Here is a 23,973-nt window from a genome sequence, read left to right on the forward strand (position 1 = left end):
CGAGGTGCCAAAGGTCACGCTGCCATCGGCGGCGGCGGCGTTCGGGGCTTGGGTCGTGCAGCTCACCGAGAAGCCAGACACCACGCCGGCCAGCGTCGAGCCGTTCTGCGTGTAGCAATACTGGTTCAGCTCGCGCTTGAAGAAGGGCGCGCGAACGCCGAGGTTCACGGTCAGGCGGTTGTCCATGAACTTGCCGCGGTATTCGGCGGCGGCCTGGTTCAGCTGGGCGATCGAGAAGCGGTCGCGAGCGCGCAGGAAGCTGCCGTCAGAGGTCAGCACCTTGGCGCCGTGACCATCCTTGCCGCCGAACACGTTGGTCGTGTTGCCCTGGGCGTCCAGCGTCGTGTACTCGCCGGTCTGACGGTGACGGCCGTAGTCGCCGGTGTAGGCGACGCGGATGCGGTGCTGGTCGTTGATGTCCCAGATCAGCGAGCTGGTGACGCTGTAGCGGCGGGTGTTGGTCACGCTCGGCGCGAAGAACGCGACGGTGTCGGCGGTATCGCCGTCGCCGTTCAGGTCCTTGGCGGCGCCGTTCGATCCACGAACCTTGCCGTCGCCTTCGCTGATGGTGGCCAGCTGCGAGCCGCCGTCCGCCAGGGTGTACTGGAACGAGGGGTCGACGGTCAGGCGGACGTTGTCGGTCAGGTGGAACAGGGCCGAGCCGCGGACGCTGCCGGTGTTCGACGGGTTGACCTGGCGACCATAGTAGTTGGAGCAGTTGCCGGGGACGACGACGCCGCTCACCGCCGCGGGATTGCAGACCGCGTCGAAGTCGTAGTTCTTACCGAAGTTGCGGAAGTCGGCCAGCGTCAGAGAACGGATGTTGTTGTTACGGTTCTCGTTGTAGTTCACGGCCAGGCTGACGAAGTCGCCGCGGTCACCGATGTCCTGCATGATGCGGGCGTTGAACTGCTTCTTCTCGAGCGTGCCCGGGCCCTTCCACTTGTCGTACTTCTGGTACGAGCCGGCGATGAAGGCCTTCGTGCCCCACGGGCCGATCGCGCCCGAGTCGAGCACCAGGAAGGCGCGGCGGTAGTTGTCCTCGCCGACCGAGGCGGCGGCGATGCCGCCGAACTCGTTGGCGGGCTTGCGGGTGACGTAGTTGATCGTGCCGCCGGTGGCCGAAGCGGTCGGGCTGTCGACGTCGGTCGTGCCGAGGTTGACGCTGGCGCGGCTGATCAGTTCGGCGTCCAGTTGCTGGTTGGGGTACACGGCGTAGTTGCCGGTGTCGTTCAGCGGAACGCCGTCGAAGGTAACCGAGACGCGGTTACCGTCGAAGCCGCGCAGGCGCAGGTTGCCGCCCGACGAGCCGTACGGGTCGTTGTTGGTGAAGCTCACGCCGGGGAGCAGGTTCAGCGATTGGAACACGTTCTGGCCCGACGACTGGGTGGCCAGGAACTCGGCGTCGACGGAGGCGCGCGACTTCGGCAGCGTCTCGACGATCTGACCGCCCACGGCGCGGGCGCCAGCGGCGGTGACCACGACGTTCTCGACCTCGTTGGCCTGCGAGCCCGTCGATTGGGCCATGGCGACGCCGCCAGCCATCAGGCAACCGACCAGAGCGGTCGACGCCAGGGCGAAATTTTTCATTTTCATACTGAAGGATCCCCTCATTGTTCGCTACGCTCCGGCCCCGACGAGCACGGATCCGCACCGTTTGGGGCCGTTTACAGAAAGTTTTAGAAGGTTTGGTGACGGAAACGCCACGCCCGCCCACAAACTGTCACAAAGCCCCGGAAACGCGGAAGAATTGGTCAGTTTTTTCTTACTTGTTTAATCAGGCGTCATGCGAGCCGCTCACGAATCTCACCCGCAGACGATCGAAAACCGCGCCTGGCGGCTGACCCTGCTGATGGTCGCGGGACTGACCCTCCTGCGCGTGGCGGCGCTGTTCGTGACGCCGTTGGAACTGTACCCGGACGAAGCGCAGTATTGGCTGTGGTCGCGCGAGCTGGCGTTCGGCTATTTCTCCAAACCGCCGATGATCGCCTGGCTGATCTGGCTGACCACGACGATCGGCGGCGACGCCGAGGCGTGGGTCCGGCTGTCGGCGCCGCTGCTGCATGGCCTGACGGCGCTGGTCGTCCATCGCATCGCCCGGCGGCTCTATGGCGGATGGACCGGCCTCGCCGCCGCGGCGATCTACAGCCTGATGCCGGGCGTGGTGCTGTCCTCGGGCCTGATCGCCACCGACGCCCCCCTGCTCTTCTTCCTGTCCCTGACGATCTGGGCCTATGTCGACCTGGCCGACGCCGTCGCCCCGCGCCGCTATTTCGTCGCCGCCGGCATGGGCGCGGCCCTGGGCCTGGCCTTCCTGTCGAAGTACGCGGCGATCTACGCCCTGGGCAGCATCGTCCTGCATTTCGCGATCTCACGGTCGGCGCGTCGCCGTTGGTGTCCGGCGGCGGCGGTCCTGTTCGCTCTCTTCTTCGTGCTGGTGCTGGCCCCGAACTTCGCCTGGAACGCCAGCCACCACTTCTCGACCGTCAAGCACACCGCCTCCAACGCCAACTGGGGCGCGCACCTGTTCAATGTCCGTGAACTGAGCGAATTCCTCCTCTCGCAGTTCGCGGTGTTCGGCCCTGTCCCGTTCGGCGTGCTGCTGGGCGGCGCCCTATGGTTCGGCGTCCAGCGCAAGCTTCAGTCGCAAGACCTTCTGCTGCTGTGCTTCAGCGCGCCGCCGCTGATCATCGTGGCCGGCGAGGCCTTCGTCTCGCGCGCCAACGCCAACTGGGCCGGCGCGGCCTTCGTCGCCGGCTCGGTGCTAGCCGCCGGCTGGCTGCAGCGCTGGAACGTCCGCCGCTGGCTGATCGGCGGCCTGGCGCTCCAGGCCCTGTTCGCCGCCTTCTTCGTCGTCTGCATGATCAATCCGCGCGCCGCCGACGCCGTGGGGCTGTCGAACGGCTTCAAGCGGGTGCGCGGCTGGGACCAGACCGTCCAGGCCATCATCGACCGCACCCGCGAAGAGCAAGCCCTGCGCGGCGGGGTCAGCGCCGTGGCGATGGACGACCGGTTCCTCTACAACGCCGCCGCCTATTACGGCCGCGACTATTTCGGCCAGCCGGGCGCGCCGCCGCTGCGCATGTGGGTGCACGAGGCCAGCCCGCAGAACCAAGCCGAGACCGAAGCCCCGCTGGACGCCGCCTACGGCCGCCGCGCCCTGATGATCAGCCTGGAGGGCGGCTATCGCCCCGAGATCGAGCAGGACTTCAAGACGACCTCTGGCCTGCAGATCTCGCGCGTGCGCCTCGACAAGAAGCGCTCGCGTCGGGTCGACCTGTTCGTCGCCGAAGGCTTCGCGCCCCTGCCCCGCGACCCGATCACCGGCCTACCGCCCGAGCCGAAGCGGAAACCATAGGGCGCTGTCATCCCGGCCGTAGCGCAGCGAAGAGCCGGGACCGCGGCAGGCCGATGCGTTTCCGGCGGTCCCGGATCGGCCCTGCGGGCCGTCCGGGATGACACGCAATTTCGCAGCTAGATCGCGACTTCGAAGGCCGCCTCGGTCTTGGCCCTGACCTCGTCCACCGTGACCCCGGGCGCCAGTTCGATCAGTCGGACCGGCGTCTTGCCACGATTAATCTCGAAGACGCCGAGTTCCGTGATCAGAAGATCCACCACCCCGGCGCCGGTGAGCGGCAGGGAGCAGCGCTTGAGCAGCTTGGGCGCGCCGGACTTCTCGCAGTGGTCCATGACCACCACCACGCGCTTGACGCCGGCGACCAGGTCCATGGCCCCGCCCATGCCCTTGACCATCTTGCCAGGCACCATCCAGTTGGCCAGGTCGCCGTTCTGCGCCACCTGCATGCCGCCCAGGATCGACAGGGCGATGTGGCCGCCGCGGATCATGGCGAAGCTGTCGGCCGAAGAGAAATACGAGCTGCTGTCGAGCTCGGTGATCGTCTGCTTGCCGGCGTTGATCAGGTCGGCGTCCTCTTCGCCCTCGTAGGGGAAGGGACCCATGCCCAGCATGCCGTTCTCGCTCTGCAGCGTCACGGACATGCCTTCGGGAATGTAGTTCGCCACCAGGGTCGGAATGCCGATGCCAAGGTTCACATAGAAGCCGTCCCGCAGCTCCTTGGCGGCGCGGGCCGCCATCTCGTCGCGCGTCCAGGCCATTACGCTTGCTCCTGAGTCTTTTGCTCGTGGGGGCGGGTGGTGACCCGCTCGATGCGCTTCTCGAACTTGGCGCCCTTGATGATGCGGTCGACATAGATGCCGGGCGTATGGATGGCGTCCTTGTCCAGGGCGCCGACCTCGACCAGTTCCTCGACCTCGACGACGGTGGCGCGGCCGGCCGTGGCCATCATCGGATTGAAGTTCCGCGCCGTCTTTCGGTAGATCAGGTTGCCCTCGGCGTCGCCCTTCCAGGCCTTGACGATCGCGAGGTCGGCGGTCAGGCCGCGCTCCATCACGTACATCTCGCCGTCGAACTCGCGGACCTCCTTGCCTTCGGCCACCAGTGTGCCGTAGCCAGTGCGCGTGAAGAAGGCGGGGATGCCCGCTCCGCCCGCACGAATGCGCTCGGCCAGCGTGCCTTGCGGATTGAACTCCAGCTCCAGTTCGCCGCTCAGGTAGAGCTGTTCGAACAGCTTGTTCTCGCCCACATAGGACGAGACCATCTTCTTGATCTGGCGATTTTCCAGCAGGATGCCCAGGCCAAAGCCGTCGACGCCGCAATTGTTGGAGACGACCGTGAGGTCCTTGACCCCCGCTTCGCGGATCGCCGCGATCAGGTTTTCCGGGATGCCGCAGAGACCAAAGCCCCCGGCCATGATGGTCATGCCGTTCTCGAGCAGCCCGGCCAGGGCCTCGACGGCGTCCTTCTTCACCTTGTCGACCATGGTGTCTCCCTGTTCAGAACCCGTCGGGCCTTATGCCGAACCCGACGAGCCTTTTTGTCCGAGGCGGATGAAAAGGCTGCCTTTCCACGCCCGCCCGGCTATTGGCGAACCGTGTCGCCCGAGCCACGAAGAAATTCAACCCTTGATGAATTATTTTTCCGGAGAGGTCACTGATGCCCGACGCTAGCACCGGCTCCGTGACGCCCGCCACCTCGCGCGTGCTTCTGGTGCTGGCCCACCCCGCGCTTGAACGCTCTCGCGCCAACCGGGCCCTGGCCAAGGCGGCCAAAAGTCTTTCCGGCGTCACCTTCAAGGATCTCTACGAGACCTATCCCGACTTCGTGGTCGACATCGAGACCGAGCAGGCCGACCTGGTCGCGCACGATGTCGTGGCCCTGCAGTTTCCGCTGTTCTGGTATTCGACCCCGGCCCTGATGAAGGAGTGGCTGGATCTGGTCTGGCTGCACGGCTTCGCCTATGGCGAAGGCGGCGAGGCCCTGAAGGGCAAGCGTCTGTTCGTGGCCTGCACCACCGGCGCCAGCGCCAAGGCCTATCACGCCCACGGCTACAACCGCTTCAGCATGGACGAGTTCCTGCGGCCGCTGGAGCAGACCGCCCACCTGTGCGGCATGGAATGGGAGACACCGTTCGTGGTGCACGGCGCTTCGGTCAAGGACGACGCGGCCCTGAAGGCCGAGGCCGAGCGCTACAGGGCGCGTGTCGCCTCGCTGCTGCCCGCGCCGCTTATTTCCGGCAAGGCGGAGGCGTAGGACGCATGGAGAACTTCCTCACCCAGACCCTGGTCTATCTGGGCGCGGCCGTCGTCTCGGTGCCGATCGCCAAGCGGCTGGGGCTCGGTTCCGTGCTGGGCTATCTGATCGCCGGCGTCGTCATCGGGCCCTACGCCCTGTCGCTGGTCGGCGCCCAGGCCGACGTCATGAAATTCGCCGAGTTCGGCGTCGTCATCCTGCTGTTCCTGATCGGGCTGGAGGTGCAGCCCTCGATGCTGTGGGACATGCGCAAGGCCATCTTCGGCTTCGGGGGCGCCCAGGTGGTCGGCACCTCGGTGGCCATAGCCGGGGTCTCGATGCTGCTGGGCCTGCCGTGGCAGACGGCCCTTGCGGTCGGGATGGTGCTGGCCATGTCGTCCACCGCCATCGTGCTGCAGACCCTCGACGAAAAGGGGCTTCGGCAAGGGCCGGTCGGCCGCGCCGCCTTCGGCATCCTGCTGCTCCAGGACCTGGCGGTCATCCCGATGTTCGCCCTGCTGCCTTTGCTGGCGACCGTGGCCCCGACCGTCCACGCCGACGCCGGCGGCCACGGCGGCAGCCTGGTCTCGCACCTACCGATCTGGGCCCAGACCCTGTCGGTATTCGCGGCCGTGGCGGCCGTGGTCGGCGGCGGACGCTACCTGGTCAGGCCGATCTTCCGCTTCATCGCCGAGGCGCGGCTGCGCGAGATCTTCACCGCCGCCGCCCTGCTGATCGTGGTGGGGGTCGCCAGCCTGATGCAGATGGTCGGCCTGTCTCCCGCGCTCGGAGCCTTCCTGGCCGGGGTGGTGCTGGCCGAAAGCGAGTTCCGCCGCGAACTGGAAACCGACATCGAGCCCTTCCGGGGCCTGCTGCTGGGCCTCTTCTTCATCACCGTCGGCGCCGGGGTGAACCTGCCGCTGATCGCCAGCCAGCCCCTGACCTTGATCGGCCTGGTGCTGGGACTGATGCTACTGAAGTTCCTGGTTCTACTGGGGTTGGCGCGCCTGTTCGGCGCTCCCCTGCGCGGCGCGGCCGCCGTCGCCACGGCCCTGGCCCAGGGCGGCGAGTTCGCTTTCGTCCTGCTCAGCTTCACGGTCGGGGCCGGCGTGATCGGGGCCGAGTTGGCCGCCTTGCTGACGGCCGCGGTCGCGGTCTCGATGGCCCTGACGCCGGTGGCCATGATCCTCTACGAGCGGGTGGCGGCCCTGATGGACGCGGCCATTCCCGACGTCGCGCCCGACACCGGCGCCTTCGACGAGGGCGAACCGGACATCATCATCGCCGGCTTCGGCCGCTTCGGGCAGATCACCGGCCGTCTGCTGTCGGCCAACGGCTTCAAGTCGACGGTGCTGGACAGCGACATCGAACAGATCGAGCTGCTGCGGCGCTTCGGCCGGCGAGTGCACTATGGCGACGCCACCCGGCTGGACCTGCTGCGCGCGGCTGGCGCCGAGCGCGCCCGCATGCTGATCGTGGCTCTGGACGATCGCGAAAAGGCGGTCGAGCTGGTCGAGACGGCGCGCAAGGCCTTCCCCGACCTCGTCATCCTGGCCCGGGCCTGGGATCGCCGCCACGCCTACGACCTGCTGTCCAATGGCGCCGATGCGGTGGAGCGCGAGACGTTCGAGTCGGCGCTGGCCATGGGCGCGACGGCGCTGCAGAAGCTGGGCTTCCGCGCCCATCGGGCCCATCGCGCCGCCGCCTACTTCCGCCGCCACGACCGGCGGATGTTCGAGGAGCTGCGGCCGATGTGGGGCCAGGAAGAGGCCTACATCCTGGCCTCGCGCGACGCGGCCCAGACCATGGACCGCCTGCTGGACGCCGACCTGCACCGCATGCGGCCCGGCGACGCCGGCGGCGCCTGGGACACGGCCAGCCTGGACGAGGAACTGCGGGAGCGCGCCCAGCAGGAAGGCGCCGACTAGAGCCTATGGGCCGCCGCGCTCAGGCGCCGTCCAGGGCGCGCAGCCAGTCGGGCAGGCCCTGGTCCCGGGCGGCGGCGGCCATGGCGCGCATCGCCGCCGTCGCACCGATCTCCCGCGCCTCGCCGGGGCTCAGCCCGAAGCGCGTCTTGAAGGCGCGGGCGAAGCTGGACCAGGCGGCGAAGCCGTGACCCTCGGCCACCTGGCTCAGCGGCAGGTGACGCAGAGACGGGTCGGTAAGGGCGTCGAACGCGCGGCGCAGGCGCCGTCCCTGGATATGCTCGCGCACGCCGCCCAGCGGCGCGAACAGACGATAGAGCGAGGCCCGCGACAGCCCGAACCTGTGGCACAGCAGACCGGGCCCCAGGTACGGATCGTGGAGGTTCGCGTCGATGAACCGGCGGATGCGGGCGATCTGAGACTCCGCCATGGCGGCGCGAACGGTGGGATTGTCCGAGGCGGGCAAGGCCAGGCCGGCCAGCAGATCGATGGCGGTGCGCCCGACTACTGGCGCCTCCTCCAGTCCCAGGTCGCCGGCGACGCTCCACAGGGTCTCGATGTGGCTCTTCAGCAGGCGCGCGGCGGCGGTGTCGCGCCGCAGGACCTGACCGTGCAGGTCGTCCAGGTCGCGGTCGCGCGCGGCGAAGGCCTCGCGCGGGATCGCCAGGTTGAAATTGGCGCACGACAGGGCCTCGGACTGGAACGGTCGCGTCAGGTCAAGCAGACAGACGTCGCCCGCCTGGGTCGTGATCTCGTCGCGATAGGCCTCGCGCCGGTCGCCTCCCGCGGTGATGATCTGAACCAGGATCAGGTCCAGCCCCGTGGCGGCGACCTTGCGGTGATCGCGCCCGTAGGCATAGCGCGCGCCGCTCATGTGGGCCTGGCCCAGCAGCATGGGCCCGACATTGACGCTGCTGATCCACAGGTCCGGCCCGGCGGCCTCCACGTCGCGCAGCCGGGTGTCGAAAACCGGCGAGATCGCCTCGGCGAAGTCGGTGACGCCCCGACGGCCCGGAGAGATGCGCGTCCCCGCCTGGTGACGCGGAAGCTGGAGCGAAAGCGACATAGGGCGCTCGAAACATCATGCGCGCCGAGACGACAAATCCCGTCTGCGCTCATCCTACTCCATGCCGCCTAAGCTCCGCCGTGTCGAGGGCGGGCGCACCGCGTCTCAGAATTATGCCGCCACGTCTCAAAGTGGCCCCAAGCGAATTGGCGCCCCGCGCCCAACGGACTAGGCGCGTCCGGCGGCGAACGAAATCGCCGTTCGTTCCCATCGATAAAGGATGACCATCATGCGTTGCCCGCCCGTTCTGCACACGGACCGTCCCGGTTCGCGTCTCGGCTGATCCAGCCTATCCGGCGCGGGTCCCTCGGATCCGCGCCGCTCTATTTCGAGCCGTCGAAACTTGACCTACGTTCCCGCCTATGTCCGCCCCGCCCAGCCGGGAGACGCCCAGCGCCTGGCGGCGCTGATGGAGCCCTCGCGACGGGCCGCTCTCGAAGCCTCGATGGCCGGATCGGCCGAGGATTGCCTGCCCCTGTTCCACGAGGTCAGCCGCGATTGCTGCCTGACGATCATGGACGACGAGGTGGGCCCCGTCGGCATGTTCGGCGCCTCGCCCCACCCCTCGGCGCCGGCGCTGGGCCTGGTGTGGCTTGTGGCGACAGACCGTCTGGGCGCGCGGCACCACCGCATCTTCCTGCGCCAGTGCGCGCGCTGGATCGAGCACATGCTCGAACGCTATCCCGTACTCTTCAACCTGGCGCCGGAGCACGACGAACTGGAGCTGCGCTGGCTGAGGTGGTGCGGCTTCGAGTTCATCAGCCGCTACGACGCCTACGGCCCGACCGGCGGGCCGCACATCCTGTTCGCCCGCGCCCGGGACGAGGCCGCGCGACGCGAGCACGACCTGCTGTTCACCGAGGGGCCGTTCGCCTATTCGGCCGCCTGACTTCCAGTCGCCGGCTTGCGCCCGACGCGGCGGAACAACGTCGCCAAGGCCTCGAACAGCCCCTTCTGCGAAGCGCGGTGATAGAGGGAGTCGGGCGCCAGCGCCTGGGTCAGCCGCGCATGGGCCTTGCCCAGATTGTGATAGGGCAGACGCGGCATCAGGTGGTGCAAGGCGTGGTAGCGCAGCCCCACCGGCGCCCATAGCTCGGAGGCCAGGTTGGGCGGCGGCACGTTCACCGAGTCCAGGAACTGCTCGTCCAGGCTCATCTTGCCGCCGTCATTGTCCCAGTGGTGGGCGACGAGGGTGCGGGCCTGGTTGAGGAAGGTGGCCAGCGAGAAGATCACAAGGCCTGTCAGAACCAGGCGAACCGGCAGCCAGCCGGCGATGGTCGCGGCGATCACCGCCCAGGACCACAGCCAGCAGGCGATGTCCTGGGCCAGCCACTCGGGCCGCATGCGGGCCATGTCCTCGCGCACGAAGTCGGGATTGATCACCAGGGCCGACAGGCGTTGCTTCACGAACCGGCGCAGCGGCGGCGCCACGAACGACAGCGGCGTCAGGATCGCCGAGCGGATGACGACGCCGACCGGCGCCAGCAGCGCCACCAGCAGAAAGCCGGCCAGGGACAGCGGCGTATAGCGCGACAGCGGCATGTATTCCGGATCCAGCGCCGTGCCGAAGCGGTCCTTGACGTGGTGAATGTTGTGCACGCCCTCGTACATCATCGAGGGGGTCATCAGCGGGACGCCGACCAGCACGTTCCAGCCCAGGCGGAAGCCCGGCGCCTCGTCGTCACGGATGTGGGTCAGCTCGTGGATGAAGCTCAAGGCCCGATAGAGGGCCAGCATGCTGACCAGGCCCGCCAGCAGGCCGACCGCGAGGCTCGTCGTGGTCGCGGCCAGTAGGAAGCCGCCCCACATCAGGGCCGCCGACAGCAGCAGGTCGATCCAATAGATGGCCGCGTTCGGCCTCATCAGATCTTCGGTCAGGGCGTAGGCCTGCCGGGTCAGGCTGACCGTGTCGCTCGCTGTCTTGGCCACATCATCCTCGCGCCGCGCTCTCGTGGGTGACGAATTGGCGACGACGCGGTGGAAAAGCAACCGCTTCGTGCTCGTAAGGGCGATCCCGCCTCCGGCCAGGAAGCCGGATCGCCCTCCGCGAGCCTACCGGGTCAGGGGCCGCAGGATGACCTCAACGCGGCGGTTCTGGGCGCGGCCGGCGGCGGTGGAATTGTCGGCGATCGGCTGGCGCTCGCCCATGCCGGCCACGAAGATGCGATCCTGCAGCACCCGGCCCTGACCGGTCAGATAGCCGGCCACGGCGCTGGCGCGGCGCTCCGACAGGGACTGGTTGTAGTCGTCCGGACCACTGGAGTCGGCATGGCCGACGACGTCGATGGTGGTCTGCGGATAGGCGTTCAGGGTGCGGGCCACGTCGTCCAGCACGCGCAGGAACTGCGGCTGGATGTCGGACTTGTCGACGTCGAAGGTCACGTCGCTGGGCATGACCAGGACGATCTGGTCGCCGTTGCGGCGGATCATCACGCCCGAGCCTTCCAGGCTGCGGCGGAAATCGGCCTGCTGGCGGTCCATGTAGTTGCCGATCGCGCCACCGGCCAGGGCGCCGACGCCCGCGCCGATCAGCGCGTTCTTGCGGCCTTGCTCGCCCTTGTTGGTGTTGGTCAGGTAGCCCAGCAGGGCCCCCGCGCCCGCCCCGGCCAGGACGCCCGTTCCGGTGTTGTTGCGCACCGGCATGCCGGTATAGGGATCGGTCGTCGTACAGGCGGCCAGAGCGCCCGCGCCGATCAGGACAGCGGCCATAGCAAACTTGCGCGTCATCGCAACCCTCGCCTCTTTGTTGTAGATCAAGGTCAGACGGGCAAACGCCCGACTTATGGTCAAGTTCCGCCCGAACGCCCTGGCTACGACGAACGCGCTTCGCTTTCGTTCGCCGCCCAGTGTAGTAAGAAGGAACTTACTCATTCAGAAGCTCGCAGATCCAAGGCCCGTCGACGTGTCCAACTCCGCCATCGAACCGGTTTCCTTCTCGCTGTACGCCAAGGACTTCCAACGCTTCGCCCAGGAGCTTGGCGCGTCCTTCGAACGCTACGGCTTCGCGGTCCTGTCGGACTATGACCTCGATCAAGCCCGCATCGACGCGGCGGTCGACGCGGCCAAGGCGTTCTTCGCCCTGCCCACCGAGACCAAGAAGCAATACGCCGGCGTGAAAGGCGGCGCGCGCGGCTACATCCCGTTCGGGGTCGAGACCGCCAAGGGCGCCGACCATTACGACCTCAAGGAATTCTGGCACATGGGCCGCGACCTGCCGCCCGGCCACCGCTTCCGCGCCCACATGGCCGACAATGTCTGGCCAGCCGAGATTCCCGCCTTCAAGCACAATGTCAGCTGGCTCTACAACGCGCTGGACGGCATGGGCGGCAAGGTGCTGGAGGCGGTCGCGACCTATCTGAAGCTGGACCGCGACTTCTTCACGCCGACCGTCAAGGACGGCAACAGCGTGCTGCGCCTGTTGCACTATCCGCCGATCCCGCTCGACGCCACCGGCGTGCGCGCCGGCGCGCACGGCGACATCAACACCATCACCCTGCTGCTCGGCGCCGAAGAAGGCGGGCTTGAGGTGCTGGACCGCGACGGCCAGTGGCTGCCGATCAACCCGCCGCCCGGCTGCCTGGTCATCAACATCGGCGATATGCTGGAGCGGCTGACCAACCACGTCCTGCCCTCGACCATCCACCGCGTGCAGAACCCGCCGCCGGAGCGCCGCGGCGTGCCGCGCTATTCGACGCCGTTCTTCCTGCACTTCGCGTCGGACTACGAGATCAAGACCCTGCCCAACTGCATCACGGCGCAGAACCCGGATCGCTATCCGGAATCGATCACCGCCGATGAATTCCTCCAGCAGCGTCTGCGCGAGATCAAGCTCGTCTGACGCGACCGCCCGGCTCGAGCGGGAGAGGGCGACGGCCACGCGGCCGTCGCCCTTTCTATTTGGCGATGCGCAAGGATGAGATTTCCTGGGCGATCGATTTGAAGACGGTCTTCAGCTCCGAGCCCGTGGCCGGGAAATAGACGTGGTCGGCGTCGGTGGCGCAGTATCTCAGCATGCTGACGGCGCTGGCGTCGTTGACGTCGAAGCCCACCGTGAAGATGGTCAGCCTGTAGGCCGGGTTCTTCATGGCGTCGCATAGTTTGCGGGTCTGGGTGAAAGGGTCGCCGTTGGTGGCGTTGCAGTTGATGTGGTCGTCCGTGGCGCCGCTGCCCGACCCTGCGTCCTTGGCGATCACGCCCTTGCAGTAGGGCGTGTTGAAGGCCCCATCGGTCATCAGCACCACCACCTTCATCAGGTCGCGACCGCCGTAGGCGGCCGGGCGCTGGGACGCGTAGGGCCAGAGATAGCCGAAGTTCGGCGAGATCATGTACCAGCCCCAGGCGAACCCGACTTGGCCGGCGGTGGAGCCGCCGATCCCCAGGGCGTTGATCTGGGCCTTCAGCGCGGCGCGGTCGCTCGACAGCGGCGTGATGCTCGCCGTCGGGCAGGGGTTGGCCTGGGTGCCATTGGAGGCCGTTGTCGGGTAGTTGCGCCCCACCGACGCGACGCTGGGCGCGACGTCGGTATAGGCCTCGGTTCCGGTGCGTTCGGTGACGCAGGTGCTGATGGCGCGCGTCTCGTTGGTGTAGTTGGCGCTCGTGTAGGCGATGTTCTCGCAGCCCGGATTGGTGCTGGTGTTGCAGGTCGCGATCCCGCCCGAAACGTAGTTGGGCGCGCTCGAGGTGCTGGCGTTGATCGTGAAGCTGTTCGTCGAGACCGCGGTGACGTTGTAGGTGTTTCCGTTCAGGGCGGTTGGACCGGACACCCCGCTGATCGTGACCTTGTCGCCGACGATGAAACCATGCGCGGCCGAGGTGACGACGGCGGGATTGGCCTTGCTGATGTTGGTGATGGTCCGCGCGGTCACCGGCCCGCGAATGGCGTCGGCATAGGCGGACCCGACATTGACGCCCACCGAATAGGGCACGATGGCCACCTTCGAATAGAAGGGCTCCTGGACGTCCTTGACCACGATATCCACCAGGTCCGAGGCGCCCGTCTTCAGGTCGGTGATCCGCGATCCCGACATCGAACCGGTGATGTCCAGCACCACCGCGACCTCCAGGTCCACGGACGAGCGCACGACATCCGAGGTGGCCGTCACGGTGAAGTCCGACTTGGTCCACAGATTGGCGATGATCGGCTTCAGCGTCGCGGTGGCGGTCCCGATGATGTGGTTGTCGACGCCGGCCTTGAACGTCGCGTTCGAGGCGGTCAGGCCCAGATTCATCCCGGCGATCTCGGCCATGAAGGCCGGGTCGCCCACCGCCTCGAGCCCCGCGTCGGTGACCGCCGTCGAGCGCGCCGCGAACAGGGTCGCCGCGTCCAGGGCGTCCTGCATCTGGCGCCGCTGTAGGCTGACCCGGCCAAGGTCCACCAGGGCGAAGACCAGGATCGACAGCGGAATGGCCAGCAGGGCGAACTGGACGGCGATCGCGCCCCGCTGATCACCCTTCAGACGCCCGATCAGGGCGTAGGCGCCCTGACAAAGGCGTTGGAAGAAGCGGCGCGGACGCGACATGAAACAATCCAGGCGAGGTTTCCAGGACCTTGGCCCACGGCGGTGAACAAGCCGGTAACACCTTCGGTGAACGCCGGCGCGAACCGCCCCTTCGACTCCGGGCCCGCCTGCGGCTAAACAGCGCCCATGCCGTTCACCGCCACCGTCCTGACCATGTTCCCCGAGGCCTTCCCCGGCCCGCTCGGCGTCTCGATGATCGGGACCGCCTGGAAGGAACAGGATCTGTGGCGCCTGGAAACGCTGGACATTCGGGCCTTTTCCAAGGATAAGCGCGGCTTCCTCGACGACACCCCCGCGGGTGGCGGCGCGGGAGCCGTGCTCAAAGCGGACGTCATCGCCTCTGCGCTCGACAGCGTGGACATCGGCGGGCGGCCGCTTTTGTACATGAGCGCCCGGGGCAGGCCCCTGACCCAGGCGCGCGTAAGGGAGTGGTCCAAGGCGCCCGGCATCGTGGTGCTGTGCGGCCGCTTCGAGGGGGTGGATCAACGGGTGCTCGACGCCCGCGGGTTCGAGGAGGTCTCGGTCGGAGACGCGGTTCTCGCCGGTGGCGAGGCGGCGGCGATGGTCGTGATCGAGGCGTGCGTTCGATTGGCTCCAGGTGTGCTGGGGAACATCGAGAGCACGCTGGAAGAAAGCTTCGAGGACGGTCTCCTCGAGCATCCGCAGTACACGAGACCGCGGACGTTCGAAGGGCTGGATATCCCCGAGGTGCTGCTGTCGGGCGATCACAAACGGATCGACCAATGGCGCAAGCATATGCGTGAAGAGACTACTCGCGAGCGGCGGCCCGATCTCTGGGAAGCGCATCTCGCCAATCAACAGGCAAAAGGCGGCCCGAAAACGGGTAAGCCCAAGGAGAAATGATCATGGCGATCAATATCATCGCTCAACTCGAGCAAGAAGAATCGGCCCGTCTGCTGGCCGCCCGCGCGATCCCGGACTTCCGTCCCGGCGACACCCTGCGCGTCAACGTGAAGATCAAGGAAGGCGAGCGCGAGCGCGTTCAGGCCTACGAAGGCGTCTGCATCGCCCGCGCCGGCACGGGCGTCCACGAGAGCTTCACGGTCCGCAAGATCTCGTTCGGCGAAGGCGTGGAACGTCTGTTCCCGCTGCTCTCGCCGAGCATCGAAAGCATCGAAGTCAAGCGTCGCGGCGTCGTCCGTCGCGCCAAGCTGTACTACCTGCGCGACCGTCGCGGTAAGTCGGCCCGTATCGCCGAACGCGCCGGTGGCAACACCAAGGCTTCGGCTTCGTCGGAAGACTAAGTCTCCGATCTCCGGAAATGAACGAGGCCCTGGCGGAAACGCCGGGGCCTTTTTCTTGGTCGGGATCTGTCGCGGCCCAACGGTCAAGCTTCGGTGCGATCGCACTCATCTTGACAAAACCGCGTTCCGTGAGATGGTTAACCACCCCCGGCGTTCGCCGGGCTTCCTGACCGTCTCCTTTCTAGTGGACGGCCCTCTTCGGGCGGAGCCATCGGCCCCCGAAGGCTGAAAAATGATGCTAGGGCGCGCCGAAACCATGGGCGCGCCCTATGTCGTTCGGCAGGCCGGCGCCCACCCGGCGCTAGAATTTGGGCGCAAGAATTTAGCCCCATGCCCGCCCACCACTGGATTTTGGCGCACGATCCGCCCTATATCCCCGCCATGTCCGGCAAAACCCTTTACGACAAGATCTGGGACGCCCACGTCGTCAGCGAGACCGACGGCGAGGCCATCCTCTATATCGACCTGCACCTGATCCATGAGGTGACCACGCCGCAGGCCTTCGCCGGCCTTCGCGCGGCGGGCCGCAAGGTGCGCCGTCCCGACCGCACGCTGGCGGTGGCGGACCACAACATCCCGACCGAAGGCCAGGCGCTGGGCGTCGACGCGGTCAAGGACGAGGAAGCGCGCCTCCAGCTCAAGACGCTGGCGCGCAACGTCGCCGACAACGGGATCGAGTTCTTCCCGATGGGCGATATCCGCAACGGCATCGTCCACGTGGTCGGTCCCGAGCAGGGCCGCACCCAGCCGGGCATGACCATCGTCTGCGGCGACAGCCACACCTCGACCCACGGCGCCTTCGGGGCCCTGGCCCACGGCATCGGCACCTCGGAGGTCGAGCACGTGCTGGCCACCCAGACCCTGCGCCAGAAGAAGGCCAGGAACATGCTGGTCCGCGTCGACGGCCAGCTGGCCCCAGGCGTGACCGGCAAGGATATCGCCCTGGCCGTGATCGGCGAGATCGGCACGGCCGGCGGCACCGGCTACGTCATCGAGTTCGCCGGCGAGGCCGTGCGGGCGCTGTCGATGGAGGGCCGCATGACCCTCTGCAACCTGACCATCGAGGGCGGCGCCAAGGCCGGCCTGGTGGCGCCGGACGAGAAGACCTTCGCCTATATCCAGGGCAAGCCCTCCGCTCCCAAGGGCGCGGCCTGGGACATGGCCCTGAGCCACTGGAAGACCTTCTTCACCGACGAAGACGCCGTCTTCGACCGCACCGTCGTCATCGACGGTGCGGCCCTGGTCCCGATGGTCACCTGGGGCACGTCCCCCGAGGACGTCATCCCGGTGACCGGCAACGTCCCGGATCCGGAGAGCTTCGCCACGCCCGACAAGCGCGCCGCTGCTCATCGCGCCCTGGACTACATGGGCCTGACCGCTGGCCAGCCGATCTCGGAAGCCAGGATCGACCGCGTCTTCATCGGCTCGTGCACCAACAGCCGCATCGAGGACATGCGCGCCGCCGCCGCCGTGGTGCAGGAGGCCTTCCTGCATGGCCGCCTGGTGGCCCCGCACGTCAAGGCGATGGTCGTGCCCGGCTCGGGCTTGGTGAAGGAGCAGGCCGAGGAAGAAGGCCTGGACGCCATCTTCAAGGCGGCCGGCTTCGACTGGCGCGAGCCCGGTTGCTCGATGTGCCTGGCCATGAACCCCGACAAGCTGGCTCCGCAGGAGCGCTGCGCCTCGACCAGCAACCGCAACTTCGAAGGCCGTCAGGGCCGCGCCGGCCGCACGCACCTGGTCTCGCCGGCCATGGCGGCGGCGGCGGCGATCGCCGGACATCTCGTGGACGTGCGCACCCTGCTTTCGGAGACCGCCCAATGAAGGCCTTCACCCGCCTGGACGGCCGCGCGGCTCCGCTGGAGCTGGCCAATATCGACACCGACCAGATCATCCCCAAGCAGTTCCTCAAGACCGTGGAGCGCGAGGGCCTGGCCAAGGGCCTGTTCTACGACTTCCGCTTCGACGGCGACGGGAACGAGATCAAGGACTTCGTGCTCAACAGGCCCGAGTACAAGAACGCCAGCGTGCTGATCGCCGGCGACAACTTCGGCTGCGGCAGTTCGCGCGAACACGCCCCGTGGGCGCTGATGGACTTCGGCATCATGTGTGTGATCTCGACCAGTTTCGCCGACATCTTCAACAACAACTGCTTCAACAACGGCCTCCTGCCAGTGGTGGTGAAGCCCGAACAGCTGGCCGTGCTGATGGACGAGGCCAAGGGCGGCAACCACATGGTCAGCGTCGACCTGGAGGCCCAGACCGTGGTCTCGCCGTCGGGGAAGACCTTCACGTTCGACATCGATCCCGTCCGCAAGGAGAAGATGCTCAAGGGCCTCGACGCCATCGGCGAGACCCTGCAGCACGGCGGCGACATCGACCTGTTCGAGAGCAAGCGCGCGATCAGCCAGCCCTGGCTGGAGGTTTGAAACCGTAAAAACTGTGATCCCGGTCAAGCGCGAAGCGCGCAGAACCGGGACCGCCAGAAACACCGGCGCTTGCCGCGGTCCCGGCTCTACGCTGCGCTGCGGCCGGGATGACAACTCAGATAGGGCTTCGAGATGACACTCATCCTCGCCGGCACGATCCGCATCGCGCCCGACCGCCTGGCCGATCTGCGTCCGCACCTGCGGGCCCAGGTCGAGGGCACGCGGGCCGAGCCGGGCTGCCTGGACTACGCCCTGACCGAGGACCCGCTGGATCCCGGCCTGATCCGGGTCTACGAGCACTTCGAGAGCGAGGCGGCGTTGGAGCACCACCGCGCCACCCCGCACATGGCCGCCTGGCGCGCCGCCTGCGCCGACCTGGGCGTGCACGGCCGCGACCTGTCGTCGTTCGACGTTTCCGACTACCGCAAGATCTAGAGAGAAGCCCCATGTCGACCCTGCTGCTCCTGCCCGGCGATGGTATCGGCCCCGAAGTTTGCGCGGAGGTGCGCCGCGTGGCGGCCGCCCTCACCCCGGACCTGAAGGTCGAGGAAGCCCCTTACGGCGGCGCCAGCTACGACGCCCACGGCACGCCGCTGCTGGACGCGGTGCGCGACCAGGCCATCGCCAGCGACGCGGTGCTGATGGGCGCGGTCGGCGGGCCCAAGTGGGCGAACGCGCCGCGTCACCTGCGTCCGGAAGCGGGCCTGCTGAACCTGCGCAAGGCCATGGACGTCTACGCCAACCTGCGCCCGGCCTATTGCTTCGAGGCCCTGGCGGGCGCCTCCAGCCTGAAGCCGGAGCTGGTCTCGGGCCTGGACATCATGTTCGTGCGCGAACTGGTCGGCGGGGTCTATTTCGGCCAGCCGCGCGGCATCGAGGACCTGCCGGACGGCCAGAAGCGCGGCTTCGACACCCAGGTCTACACGACCAGCGAGATCGAGCGCGTCGGCCGGGTGGCCTTCGAACTGGCCCGCGGGCGGACCAACAAGGTCCACTCCGCCGAGAAGTCGAACGTCATGGAGTCGGGCCTGCTGTGGAGGCAGGTCATCACCGAGCTGCACGCCCGCGAATACTCGGACGTCCAGCTGGAGCACATCCTGGCCGACAACTGCGCCATGCAGCTGGTGCGCGCGCCCAAGCAATTCGACGTCATCGTCACCGACAACCTGTTCGGCGACATCCTGTCCGACGCCGCGGCCATGCTGACCGGCTCCTTGGGCATGCTGCCCTCCGCCGCCCTCGGCGCGCCGGGCAAGCCAGGCCTCTACGAGCCGATCCACGGCTCGGCCCCCGACATCGCCGGCAAGGGCCTGGCCAATCCGCTGGCCGCCATCCTGTCGTTCGAGATGGCTCTGCGCTGGTCGCTGAACCAGGCCGAGGCCGCCGACAAGCTGCTGGCGGCCGTCAAGAAGACGCTCGACCAAGGCGCCAAGACAAAGGATCTCGGCGGCTCGCTAAACACTGTCCAGATGGGCGACGCCGTCATCGCCAACATCGACTAACCTTTATATACCCTTGTTATATGCAATATTTGCAATGAGTCTTTAAATCTTATCCCCGAATTCTGCGGATCAACTCACAGAGATGCGCGGGGTTCGGGGATATGCGGTACCAAGATTTCAAGATCTCAGTAAAACTTGGCGTCGCGTTTATCGCCCTGATCGTCATTTCGGCGATCTCGTCCGGAATGGTCTTCGCTAGCCTCAAGAAGATCGAGGACGCTTCGGTCTCGACCCAGCGCAGCCTGGCCCTCGCCGCCCAGGCCGAGGAGATCATGAGCCTGGCGCTGGAGCAGCAGAACGCGCTGCGCGGCTACGTCATCCTGGGTGATCCCAAGTTCGCCAACACCTACGCCGAGGCCAAGGAGAAGTTCGACCAGCGTCTCGACGCCTTCGAGGCCAAGACCAAGGTCCCCGAGCAGAAGACCCGGGTCCAGAACCTGCGTGGCGCCATGGCCGACTGGCGCCGTGACATCGCCGAACCGGCCGTGGCGCTCATGGCCGATCCAGCCGCCGGTCGCGACCAGGCCGGCCAGCTGGTCGGCAAGAAGAGCCTGACCAAGATCCGCGCCATCCAGGGCGAACTGATCACCGCAGCCAAGGAGCGCGTCGCCATCCGCTCCGCCGAGGCGGTCGCGGCGCAGAGCACCGCCAACTGGGCGCTGATCATCGGCGGCGCCTTCTCGCTGGCGACCGCCGGCCTGATGGGCTGGCTGCTATCGCGCGCGATTGGCGCGCCGGTCGCCGAGATGACCGCGGCCATGCGCCGCCTGGCCAGCGGCGACAACACCGTCGACGTGCCCGCCATGGGTCGCAAGGACGAGGTCGGCGAGATGGCCGACGCCGTCGCCCACTTCAAGAGCGCCGCCATCGAGAAGATCCGCCTGGAATCGCTGGCCGCCGCCCACCGCGCCGAGGTCGAGGCCGAACGCGAGCAGCGCGAACGCGAGAAGGCCGCCGAGGCCGAGACCGACGCCGTCGCCATCCGCGCCCTGGGCGAGGGCCTTGACCGCATGGCCTCCGGCGACCTGACCTTCCGCATCACTGTCCCGTTCGCGCCCAAGGCCGCCCAGCTGAAGAGCGATTTCAACACCGCCGCCGAGCGGCTGCGCGACGCCCTGCGCGGTATCAACGGCGCCACGAGCGGCATCCACGCCGGCTCGGAAGAGATCGCCCAGGCCTCCGACGACCTGTCGCGCCGCACCGAGCAGCAGGCCGCCAGCCTGGAAGAGACCGCCGCCGCTCTCGACGAGATCACCGCCACGGTCCGCAAGACCGCCTCGGGCGCGCTGGAGGTCTCCGGCCTCGTCGCCCAGGCCCGCGCCGGCGCCGAGCGCTCGGGCGCCATCGTCGACCAAGCCGTCTCTGCGATGAGCCAGATCGAGACCTCGTCGAACCAGGTCAACCAGATCATCTCCGTCATCGACGAGATCGCTTTCCAGACCAACCTCCTGGCCCTGAACGCGGGTGTCGAGGCCGCCCGCGCCGGCGACGCTGGCAAGGGCTTCGCGGTCGTCGCCCAGGAAGTGCGGGCCCTGGCCCAGCGCTCGGCCGACGCGGCCAAGGAGATCAAGGCGCTGATCTCGACCTCGTCGCAGCAGGTCGGCGCCGGCGTCGATCTGGTGGCTCAGACCGGCGAGGCCCTGCGCGCCATCGTCGACCAGGTCGCCTCGATCGATTCCCTGGTCAAGGAGATCGCCTCCTCGGCCCAGGAGCAGTCGACCGGCCTGCACCAGGTCAATGTCGCCGTGAACCAGATGGATCAGGTCGTTCAGCAGAACGCGGCCATGGTCGAGGAAGCCACCGCCGCCACCCACTCGCTGAAGGGCGAGGCCGGCGAACTGGCGGGACTGGTCGGCCGCTTCCAGGTGGACGACGCCCAGGCGAACGCCGCAAGCCGGGCCCGCGCGGCTTAACCGCCTTTCCCTGAACGCCGATCACGTTCTACGCTCCTCCCAACGAAAAGAGTTGGGAGGAGCTTATGATTCCGGGCCTGATGCAGACCGCGCCGCTGATGATCAGCGGCGTCCTGACCTACGCCGCCCAGGCTCACGCTTCGCGCGAGATCGTCTCGCGCCTGATCGACGAGCCGCTGTGGCGCTATGACTATGCGGGCCTGGCCCGCCGGTCGGCCCAGGCCGCCCACGCCCTGCATCGCCTGGGCGTCGCCCCCGGCGACCGGGTCACGTCGCTGGCCTGGAACACCCACCGGCACCTCGAGCTGTTCTACGCGGTTCCCGGCATGGCCGCGGTCCTGCACACGGCCAATCCGCGCCTGTCGGACGAGCAGATCGCCTTCACGATCGACCACGCCGGCAGCCGGATCCTGTTCTTCGAGCGCAACTTCCTGCCGCTGGTCGAGCGGATCGCCCCCCGCCTGGCCTCGGTGACCACCTTCGTCATGCTCTCGGATGAGGCCCGCACCGATCCCGGCGAGGTCGGCGCGATCTCCTACGAGCGGCTGATCGCCGGCGAACCCGAGACGATCGATTGGCCCGTCTTCGACGAGAACGCCGGCGCCTTCCTCTGCTATACCTCGGGCACGACGGGCGATCCCAAGGGCGTGCTCTATTCGCACCGCGCCGTGGTGCTGCACGCCATGGCCGGCGGCCTCAACAGCGCGTTCGGCTTCACGGCCTTCGACGTGGCCATGCCCTGCTCAAGCCTCTACCACGCCACCGCCTGGGGCGTGCCGTTCAGCGCCCCGCTGTGCGGCGCCAAACTGGTGCTGCCCGCCGACCGCATGGACGGCGCGTCGCTGCACGAACTGATCGAAAGCGAGGGCGTCACCTTCACGGGCGGCGTGCCGACGATCTGGACGATGTACCTGGACTGGCTGGAGAAGACCGGCGAGGCGCCAACCACGCTGCAACGCGTCGTCATCGGCGGCAGCGCCGTGCCGCGCGCCATGGCCGAGACGTTCAAGCGCCGCTACGGCGTACAGACGCTGCAGATCTGGGGCATGACCGAGACCTGTCCGATCGGCGTCGTCGCCACCCCGACCCCGGCCTTGGCGGCCCTGGGCGATGAGGCCATGGACGAGGCGATCTGGACCCGCCAGGGCCGGTTGCAGTTCGGCATCGAGCTGAAGGTCGAGACCGAGGACGGCGGCGACGCCCCCTGGGACGGCCAGACCTCGGGCGCCCTGAAGGTGCGCGGTCCCTGGGTCGTGAAGCGCTACTTCCGCAAGGACCACGACGCCACCGACGCGGACGGCTGGTTCGACACCGGCGACATCGCCACCCTGGACGCCAACGGCTTCATGCGCATCACCGACCGCCAGAAGGACGTCATCAAGTCCGGCGGCGAATGGATAAGCTCGATCGACCTGGAGAACGTCGCCGTCGGCTGCCCCGGCGTGAAGATCGCCGCCGTGATCGGGGTGCCGCATCCGAAGTGGGAGGAGCGCCCCCTGCTGGTCATCGAGCCGCACGAGGGCGCGGCCGTCACCAAGGCCGCCGTGCTGGCCTATCTGGCCCCGCGCATCGTCAAGTGGTGGACGCCCGACGACGTCGTCTTCGCCCCCGTGCCGCTGACCGCCACGGGCAAGATCGACAAAAAGGTCCTGCGCCAAGCGTGGCGGGGGCACCTGGGGGGTTAGAGCTTCAGCCGCCAGCTCTCCGACACCAATCCTTCGCCGAAGCCGTCATAGGGCCAGCTCTTCTCCAGCACGAAGCCGAAGCGGGCGTAGTGGCGGCGGGCCGGCAGGAGGTTGCTTTGGGTCCACAGGATCACCTCGGCGTAGCCGGCCGCGCGCGCGAAGCCCAGGCAGGCGGCGATCAGGGCCTCGCCGACACCCAGCCCCCGCGCCGACGGCTCGACCAGCAGCAGGCGCAGGCGGGCGACCGTATCGTTCTCCTTGACCAGCATGATCGAGCCGACCTTGCGGCCCTCGTGTTCGGCGATCCAGCACGCCTCGCGCGCCGGATCGAACGTCTTGACGTAGTCAGCCACGACCCCCGCCACCACGCCCTCGAAGCGATGGTCCCAGCCCTGTTCGGCGGCGTAGAGCTCGCCGTGCCGCTGGACGATCCAGCCCAGGTCGCCGGGCGCGGGCGGACGCAGGATGATCATGTTTCCAGCAGCGCCTTCAACTTGGCCAGATCGCGCGCCACCGCCGCCGCGTCGCGATCGAACGCCGCGTCGTCATACATTGAAGGCGGCCGGTAGAGGGTCAGGCCGACCTCCGCGCCCTCGCCGTTGGCCACGACGCGCAGCGGAATGAAGAGCTCGGTCCCATCGGCCAGGGTGACCCAGTGGTCGAGGACGCCGTAGGGGTTCTCCGGCGAGAACCGCACCTTCACGTCGCCGCCGGGGCCGTGGGCGATCCAGCGGTCGCCGTCGCGGGTCAGGCCGGCGGCCAGGCCCGCCGCCCATTTCGGGAAGCTCTCCGGGTCCTTGGCGAAGGCGTAGACCTCCGCCGCCGGCTTGTGGATGCGAATGCTGATGTGCCGGGATTCGAACACGCCTACTCCACCGTCATCTGGGTCTGGGTGACCACCGCCACCAGGCGCCCGTCCTCGCCCTCGATCCGGGTCACCCAGACGCTGGAGCGGCGGCCGATGTGCAGCGGCGTCGCCGTGGCCTTCACGGTCGAGCCGACAGCCGCGGGCGCGATGAAGTTGGTCTTGCTCTCCAGCGTCGTGGTGCGCTTGCCCTCCGGCGTCGACAGGAACGCGCCGA

General features: G+C 67.8%; 23 protein-coding genes. 13 read left to right on the top strand and 10 right to left on the bottom strand.

Features of this window, described 5'->3' with window-relative positions:
- Window positions 1-1,596 (bottom strand): TonB-dependent receptor plug domain-containing protein (locus VJ655_RS16920; RefSeq protein WP_324113101.1); only part of this gene is annotated, 1,596 nt, incomplete at its 3' end.
- Between the two features lie 190 nt (window positions 1,597-1,786).
- On the opposite strand from VJ655_RS16920, the gene VJ655_RS16925 reads away from it, so the two are divergent.
- A complete protein-coding gene (locus VJ655_RS16925) occupies window positions 1,787-3,358 on the top strand; it encodes a glycosyltransferase family 39 protein (protein ID WP_324113103.1) in 1,572 nt (523 codons plus the stop codon).
- A 116-nt stretch (window positions 3,359-3,474) separates the two neighbouring features.
- On the opposite strand, the gene VJ655_RS16935 is transcribed toward VJ655_RS16925, so the two are convergent.
- Both VJ655_RS16935 and VJ655_RS16940 read right to left on the bottom strand, forming a co-directional pair.
- Window positions 3,475-4,116: a 3-oxoacid CoA-transferase subunit B gene (locus VJ655_RS16935; protein ID WP_324113105.1), complete on the bottom strand. Its 642-nt coding sequence runs from the start codon at window positions 4,114-4,116 to the stop codon at window positions 3,475-3,477.
- Entirely contained in the window at window positions 4,116-4,841 is a 726-nt protein-coding gene (locus VJ655_RS16940) for a CoA transferase subunit A (protein WP_324113107.1), read from the bottom strand. Before VJ655_RS16940 ends, VJ655_RS16935 begins: the two co-directional genes overlap by 1 nt.
- A 173-nt stretch (window positions 4,842-5,014) precedes the next feature.
- Here VJ655_RS16940 and VJ655_RS16950 point away from each other — a divergent pair, with 173 nt between their 5' ends.
- Both VJ655_RS16950 and VJ655_RS16955 read left to right on the top strand, forming a co-directional pair.
- Window positions 5,015-5,611 (top strand): NAD(P)H-dependent oxidoreductase, encoded by a 597-nt coding sequence (locus VJ655_RS16950; RefSeq protein WP_324113109.1) that lies wholly within the window; start codon window positions 5,015-5,017, stop codon window positions 5,609-5,611.
- Between the two features lie 5 nt (window positions 5,612-5,616).
- On the top strand, window positions 5,617-7,518 hold the full coding sequence (locus VJ655_RS16955; protein ID WP_324113111.1) for a monovalent cation:proton antiporter-2 (CPA2) family protein: 1,902 nt from the start codon (window positions 5,617-5,619) through the stop codon (window positions 7,516-7,518).
- A 19-nt stretch (window positions 7,519-7,537) separates the two neighbouring features.
- Here VJ655_RS16955 and VJ655_RS16960 read toward each other — a convergent pair whose 3' ends face one another.
- The gene (locus VJ655_RS16960; RefSeq protein WP_324113113.1) at window positions 7,538-8,581 is read right to left on the bottom strand and encodes a helix-turn-helix domain-containing protein; all 1,044 of its coding nucleotides are present in this window, start codon (window positions 8,579-8,581) and stop codon (window positions 7,538-7,540) included.
- 343 nt (window positions 8,582-8,924) lie between these two features.
- On the opposite strand from VJ655_RS16960, the gene VJ655_RS16965 reads away from it, so the two are divergent.
- The gene (locus tag VJ655_RS16965) at window positions 8,925-9,470 is read left to right on the top strand and encodes a hypothetical protein (protein WP_324113114.1); all 546 of its coding nucleotides are present in this window, start codon (window positions 8,925-8,927) and stop codon (window positions 9,468-9,470) included.
- On the opposite strand, the gene VJ655_RS16970 is transcribed toward VJ655_RS16965, so the two are convergent.
- Both VJ655_RS16970 and VJ655_RS16975 read right to left on the bottom strand, forming a co-directional pair.
- Window positions 9,455-10,510: a fatty acid desaturase gene (locus VJ655_RS16970; RefSeq protein WP_324113116.1), complete on the bottom strand. Its 1,056-nt coding sequence runs from the start codon at window positions 10,508-10,510 to the stop codon at window positions 9,455-9,457. The two genes, VJ655_RS16965 and VJ655_RS16970, sit on opposite strands and share 16 nt — an antisense overlap.
- A 123-nt stretch (window positions 10,511-10,633) precedes the next feature.
- On the bottom strand, window positions 10,634-11,308 hold the full coding sequence (locus VJ655_RS16975) for an OmpA family protein (protein WP_324113118.1): 675 nt from the start codon (window positions 11,306-11,308) through the stop codon (window positions 10,634-10,636).
- 175 nt (window positions 11,309-11,483) lie between these two features.
- On the opposite strand from VJ655_RS16975, the gene VJ655_RS16980 reads away from it, so the two are divergent.
- The gene (locus VJ655_RS16980; RefSeq protein WP_324113120.1) at window positions 11,484-12,419 is read left to right on the top strand and encodes an isopenicillin N synthase family dioxygenase; all 936 of its coding nucleotides are present in this window, start codon (window positions 11,484-11,486) and stop codon (window positions 12,417-12,419) included.
- 55 nt (window positions 12,420-12,474) lie between these two features.
- Here the strand turns inward: VJ655_RS16980 and VJ655_RS16985 are convergent, their stop codons facing one another.
- On the bottom strand, window positions 12,475-14,100 hold the full coding sequence (locus tag VJ655_RS16985) for a ubiquitin-activating E1 FCCH domain-containing protein (protein WP_324113122.1): 1,626 nt from the start codon (window positions 14,098-14,100) through the stop codon (window positions 12,475-12,477).
- Window positions 14,101-14,226: 126 nt separating this feature from the next.
- Here VJ655_RS16985 and trmD point away from each other — a divergent pair, with 126 nt between their 5' ends.
- From trmD to VJ655_RS17025, 8 genes are all read left to right on the top strand, one after another.
- Window positions 14,227-14,964: a tRNA (guanosine(37)-N1)-methyltransferase TrmD gene (gene trmD, locus VJ655_RS16990; RefSeq protein WP_324113124.1), complete on the top strand. Its 738-nt coding sequence runs from the start codon at window positions 14,227-14,229 to the stop codon at window positions 14,962-14,964.
- A gap of 2 nt (window positions 14,965-14,966) precedes the next feature.
- Window positions 14,967-15,365 carry a 50S ribosomal protein L19 gene (gene rplS, locus VJ655_RS16995; RefSeq protein ID WP_324113126.1) on the top strand — a complete coding sequence of 133 codons (399 nt, stop codon included), beginning with the start codon at window positions 14,967-14,969 and terminating at the stop codon, window positions 15,363-15,365.
- A 381-nt stretch (window positions 15,366-15,746) separates the two neighbouring features.
- Window positions 15,747-17,186 (top strand): 3-isopropylmalate dehydratase large subunit, encoded by a 1,440-nt coding sequence (leuC, locus tag VJ655_RS17000; protein ID WP_324113141.1) that lies wholly within the window; start codon window positions 15,747-15,749, stop codon window positions 17,184-17,186.
- The gene (gene leuD, locus VJ655_RS17005) at window positions 17,183-17,791 is read left to right on the top strand and encodes a 3-isopropylmalate dehydratase small subunit (protein ID WP_324113128.1); all 609 of its coding nucleotides are present in this window, start codon (window positions 17,183-17,185) and stop codon (window positions 17,789-17,791) included. Before leuC ends, leuD begins: the two co-directional genes overlap by 4 nt.
- Before the next feature lie 132 nt (window positions 17,792-17,923).
- Complete coding sequence (locus VJ655_RS17010; protein ID WP_324113130.1) at window positions 17,924-18,226, top strand: putative quinol monooxygenase; 303 nt, start codon at window positions 17,924-17,926, stop codon at window positions 18,224-18,226.
- 11 nt (window positions 18,227-18,237) lie between these two features.
- Window positions 18,238-19,293, top strand: a complete 1,056-nt coding sequence (gene leuB, locus VJ655_RS17015; protein ID WP_324113132.1) for a 3-isopropylmalate dehydrogenase — start codon at window positions 18,238-18,240, stop codon at window positions 19,291-19,293.
- A gap of 101 nt (window positions 19,294-19,394) precedes the next feature.
- Window positions 19,395-21,206, top strand: a complete 1,812-nt coding sequence (locus tag VJ655_RS17020) for a HAMP domain-containing methyl-accepting chemotaxis protein (RefSeq protein WP_324113133.1) — start codon at window positions 19,395-19,397, stop codon at window positions 21,204-21,206.
- A 65-nt stretch (window positions 21,207-21,271) separates the two neighbouring features.
- Window positions 21,272-22,891: a long-chain fatty acid--CoA ligase gene (locus tag VJ655_RS17025; protein ID WP_324113135.1), complete on the top strand. Its 1,620-nt coding sequence runs from the start codon at window positions 21,272-21,274 to the stop codon at window positions 22,889-22,891.
- Here VJ655_RS17025 and VJ655_RS17030 read toward each other — a convergent pair.
- The 3 genes from VJ655_RS17030 to VJ655_RS17040 all read right to left on the bottom strand — a co-directional run.
- Window positions 22,888-23,364, bottom strand: a complete 477-nt coding sequence (locus VJ655_RS17030) for a GNAT family N-acetyltransferase (RefSeq protein ID WP_324113137.1) — start codon at window positions 23,362-23,364, stop codon at window positions 22,888-22,890. The two genes, VJ655_RS17025 and VJ655_RS17030, sit on opposite strands and share 4 nt — an antisense overlap.
- On the bottom strand, window positions 23,361-23,756 hold the full coding sequence (locus VJ655_RS17035; RefSeq protein WP_324113139.1) for an SRPBCC family protein: 396 nt from the start codon (window positions 23,754-23,756) through the stop codon (window positions 23,361-23,363). Before VJ655_RS17035 ends, VJ655_RS17030 begins: the two co-directional genes overlap by 4 nt.
- A 2-nt stretch (window positions 23,757-23,758) precedes the next feature.
- Window positions 23,759-23,973, bottom strand: a 215-nt coding sequence (locus VJ655_RS17040; RefSeq protein WP_324113140.1) for a PaaI family thioesterase, incomplete at its 5' end; no start/stop codon positions are given.

Origin of the sequence: Caulobacter sp. (assembly GCF_035254145.1) — a bacterium.
In the GTDB taxonomy this organism is placed as follows: domain Bacteria; phylum Pseudomonadota; class Alphaproteobacteria; order Caulobacterales; family Caulobacteraceae; genus Caulobacter.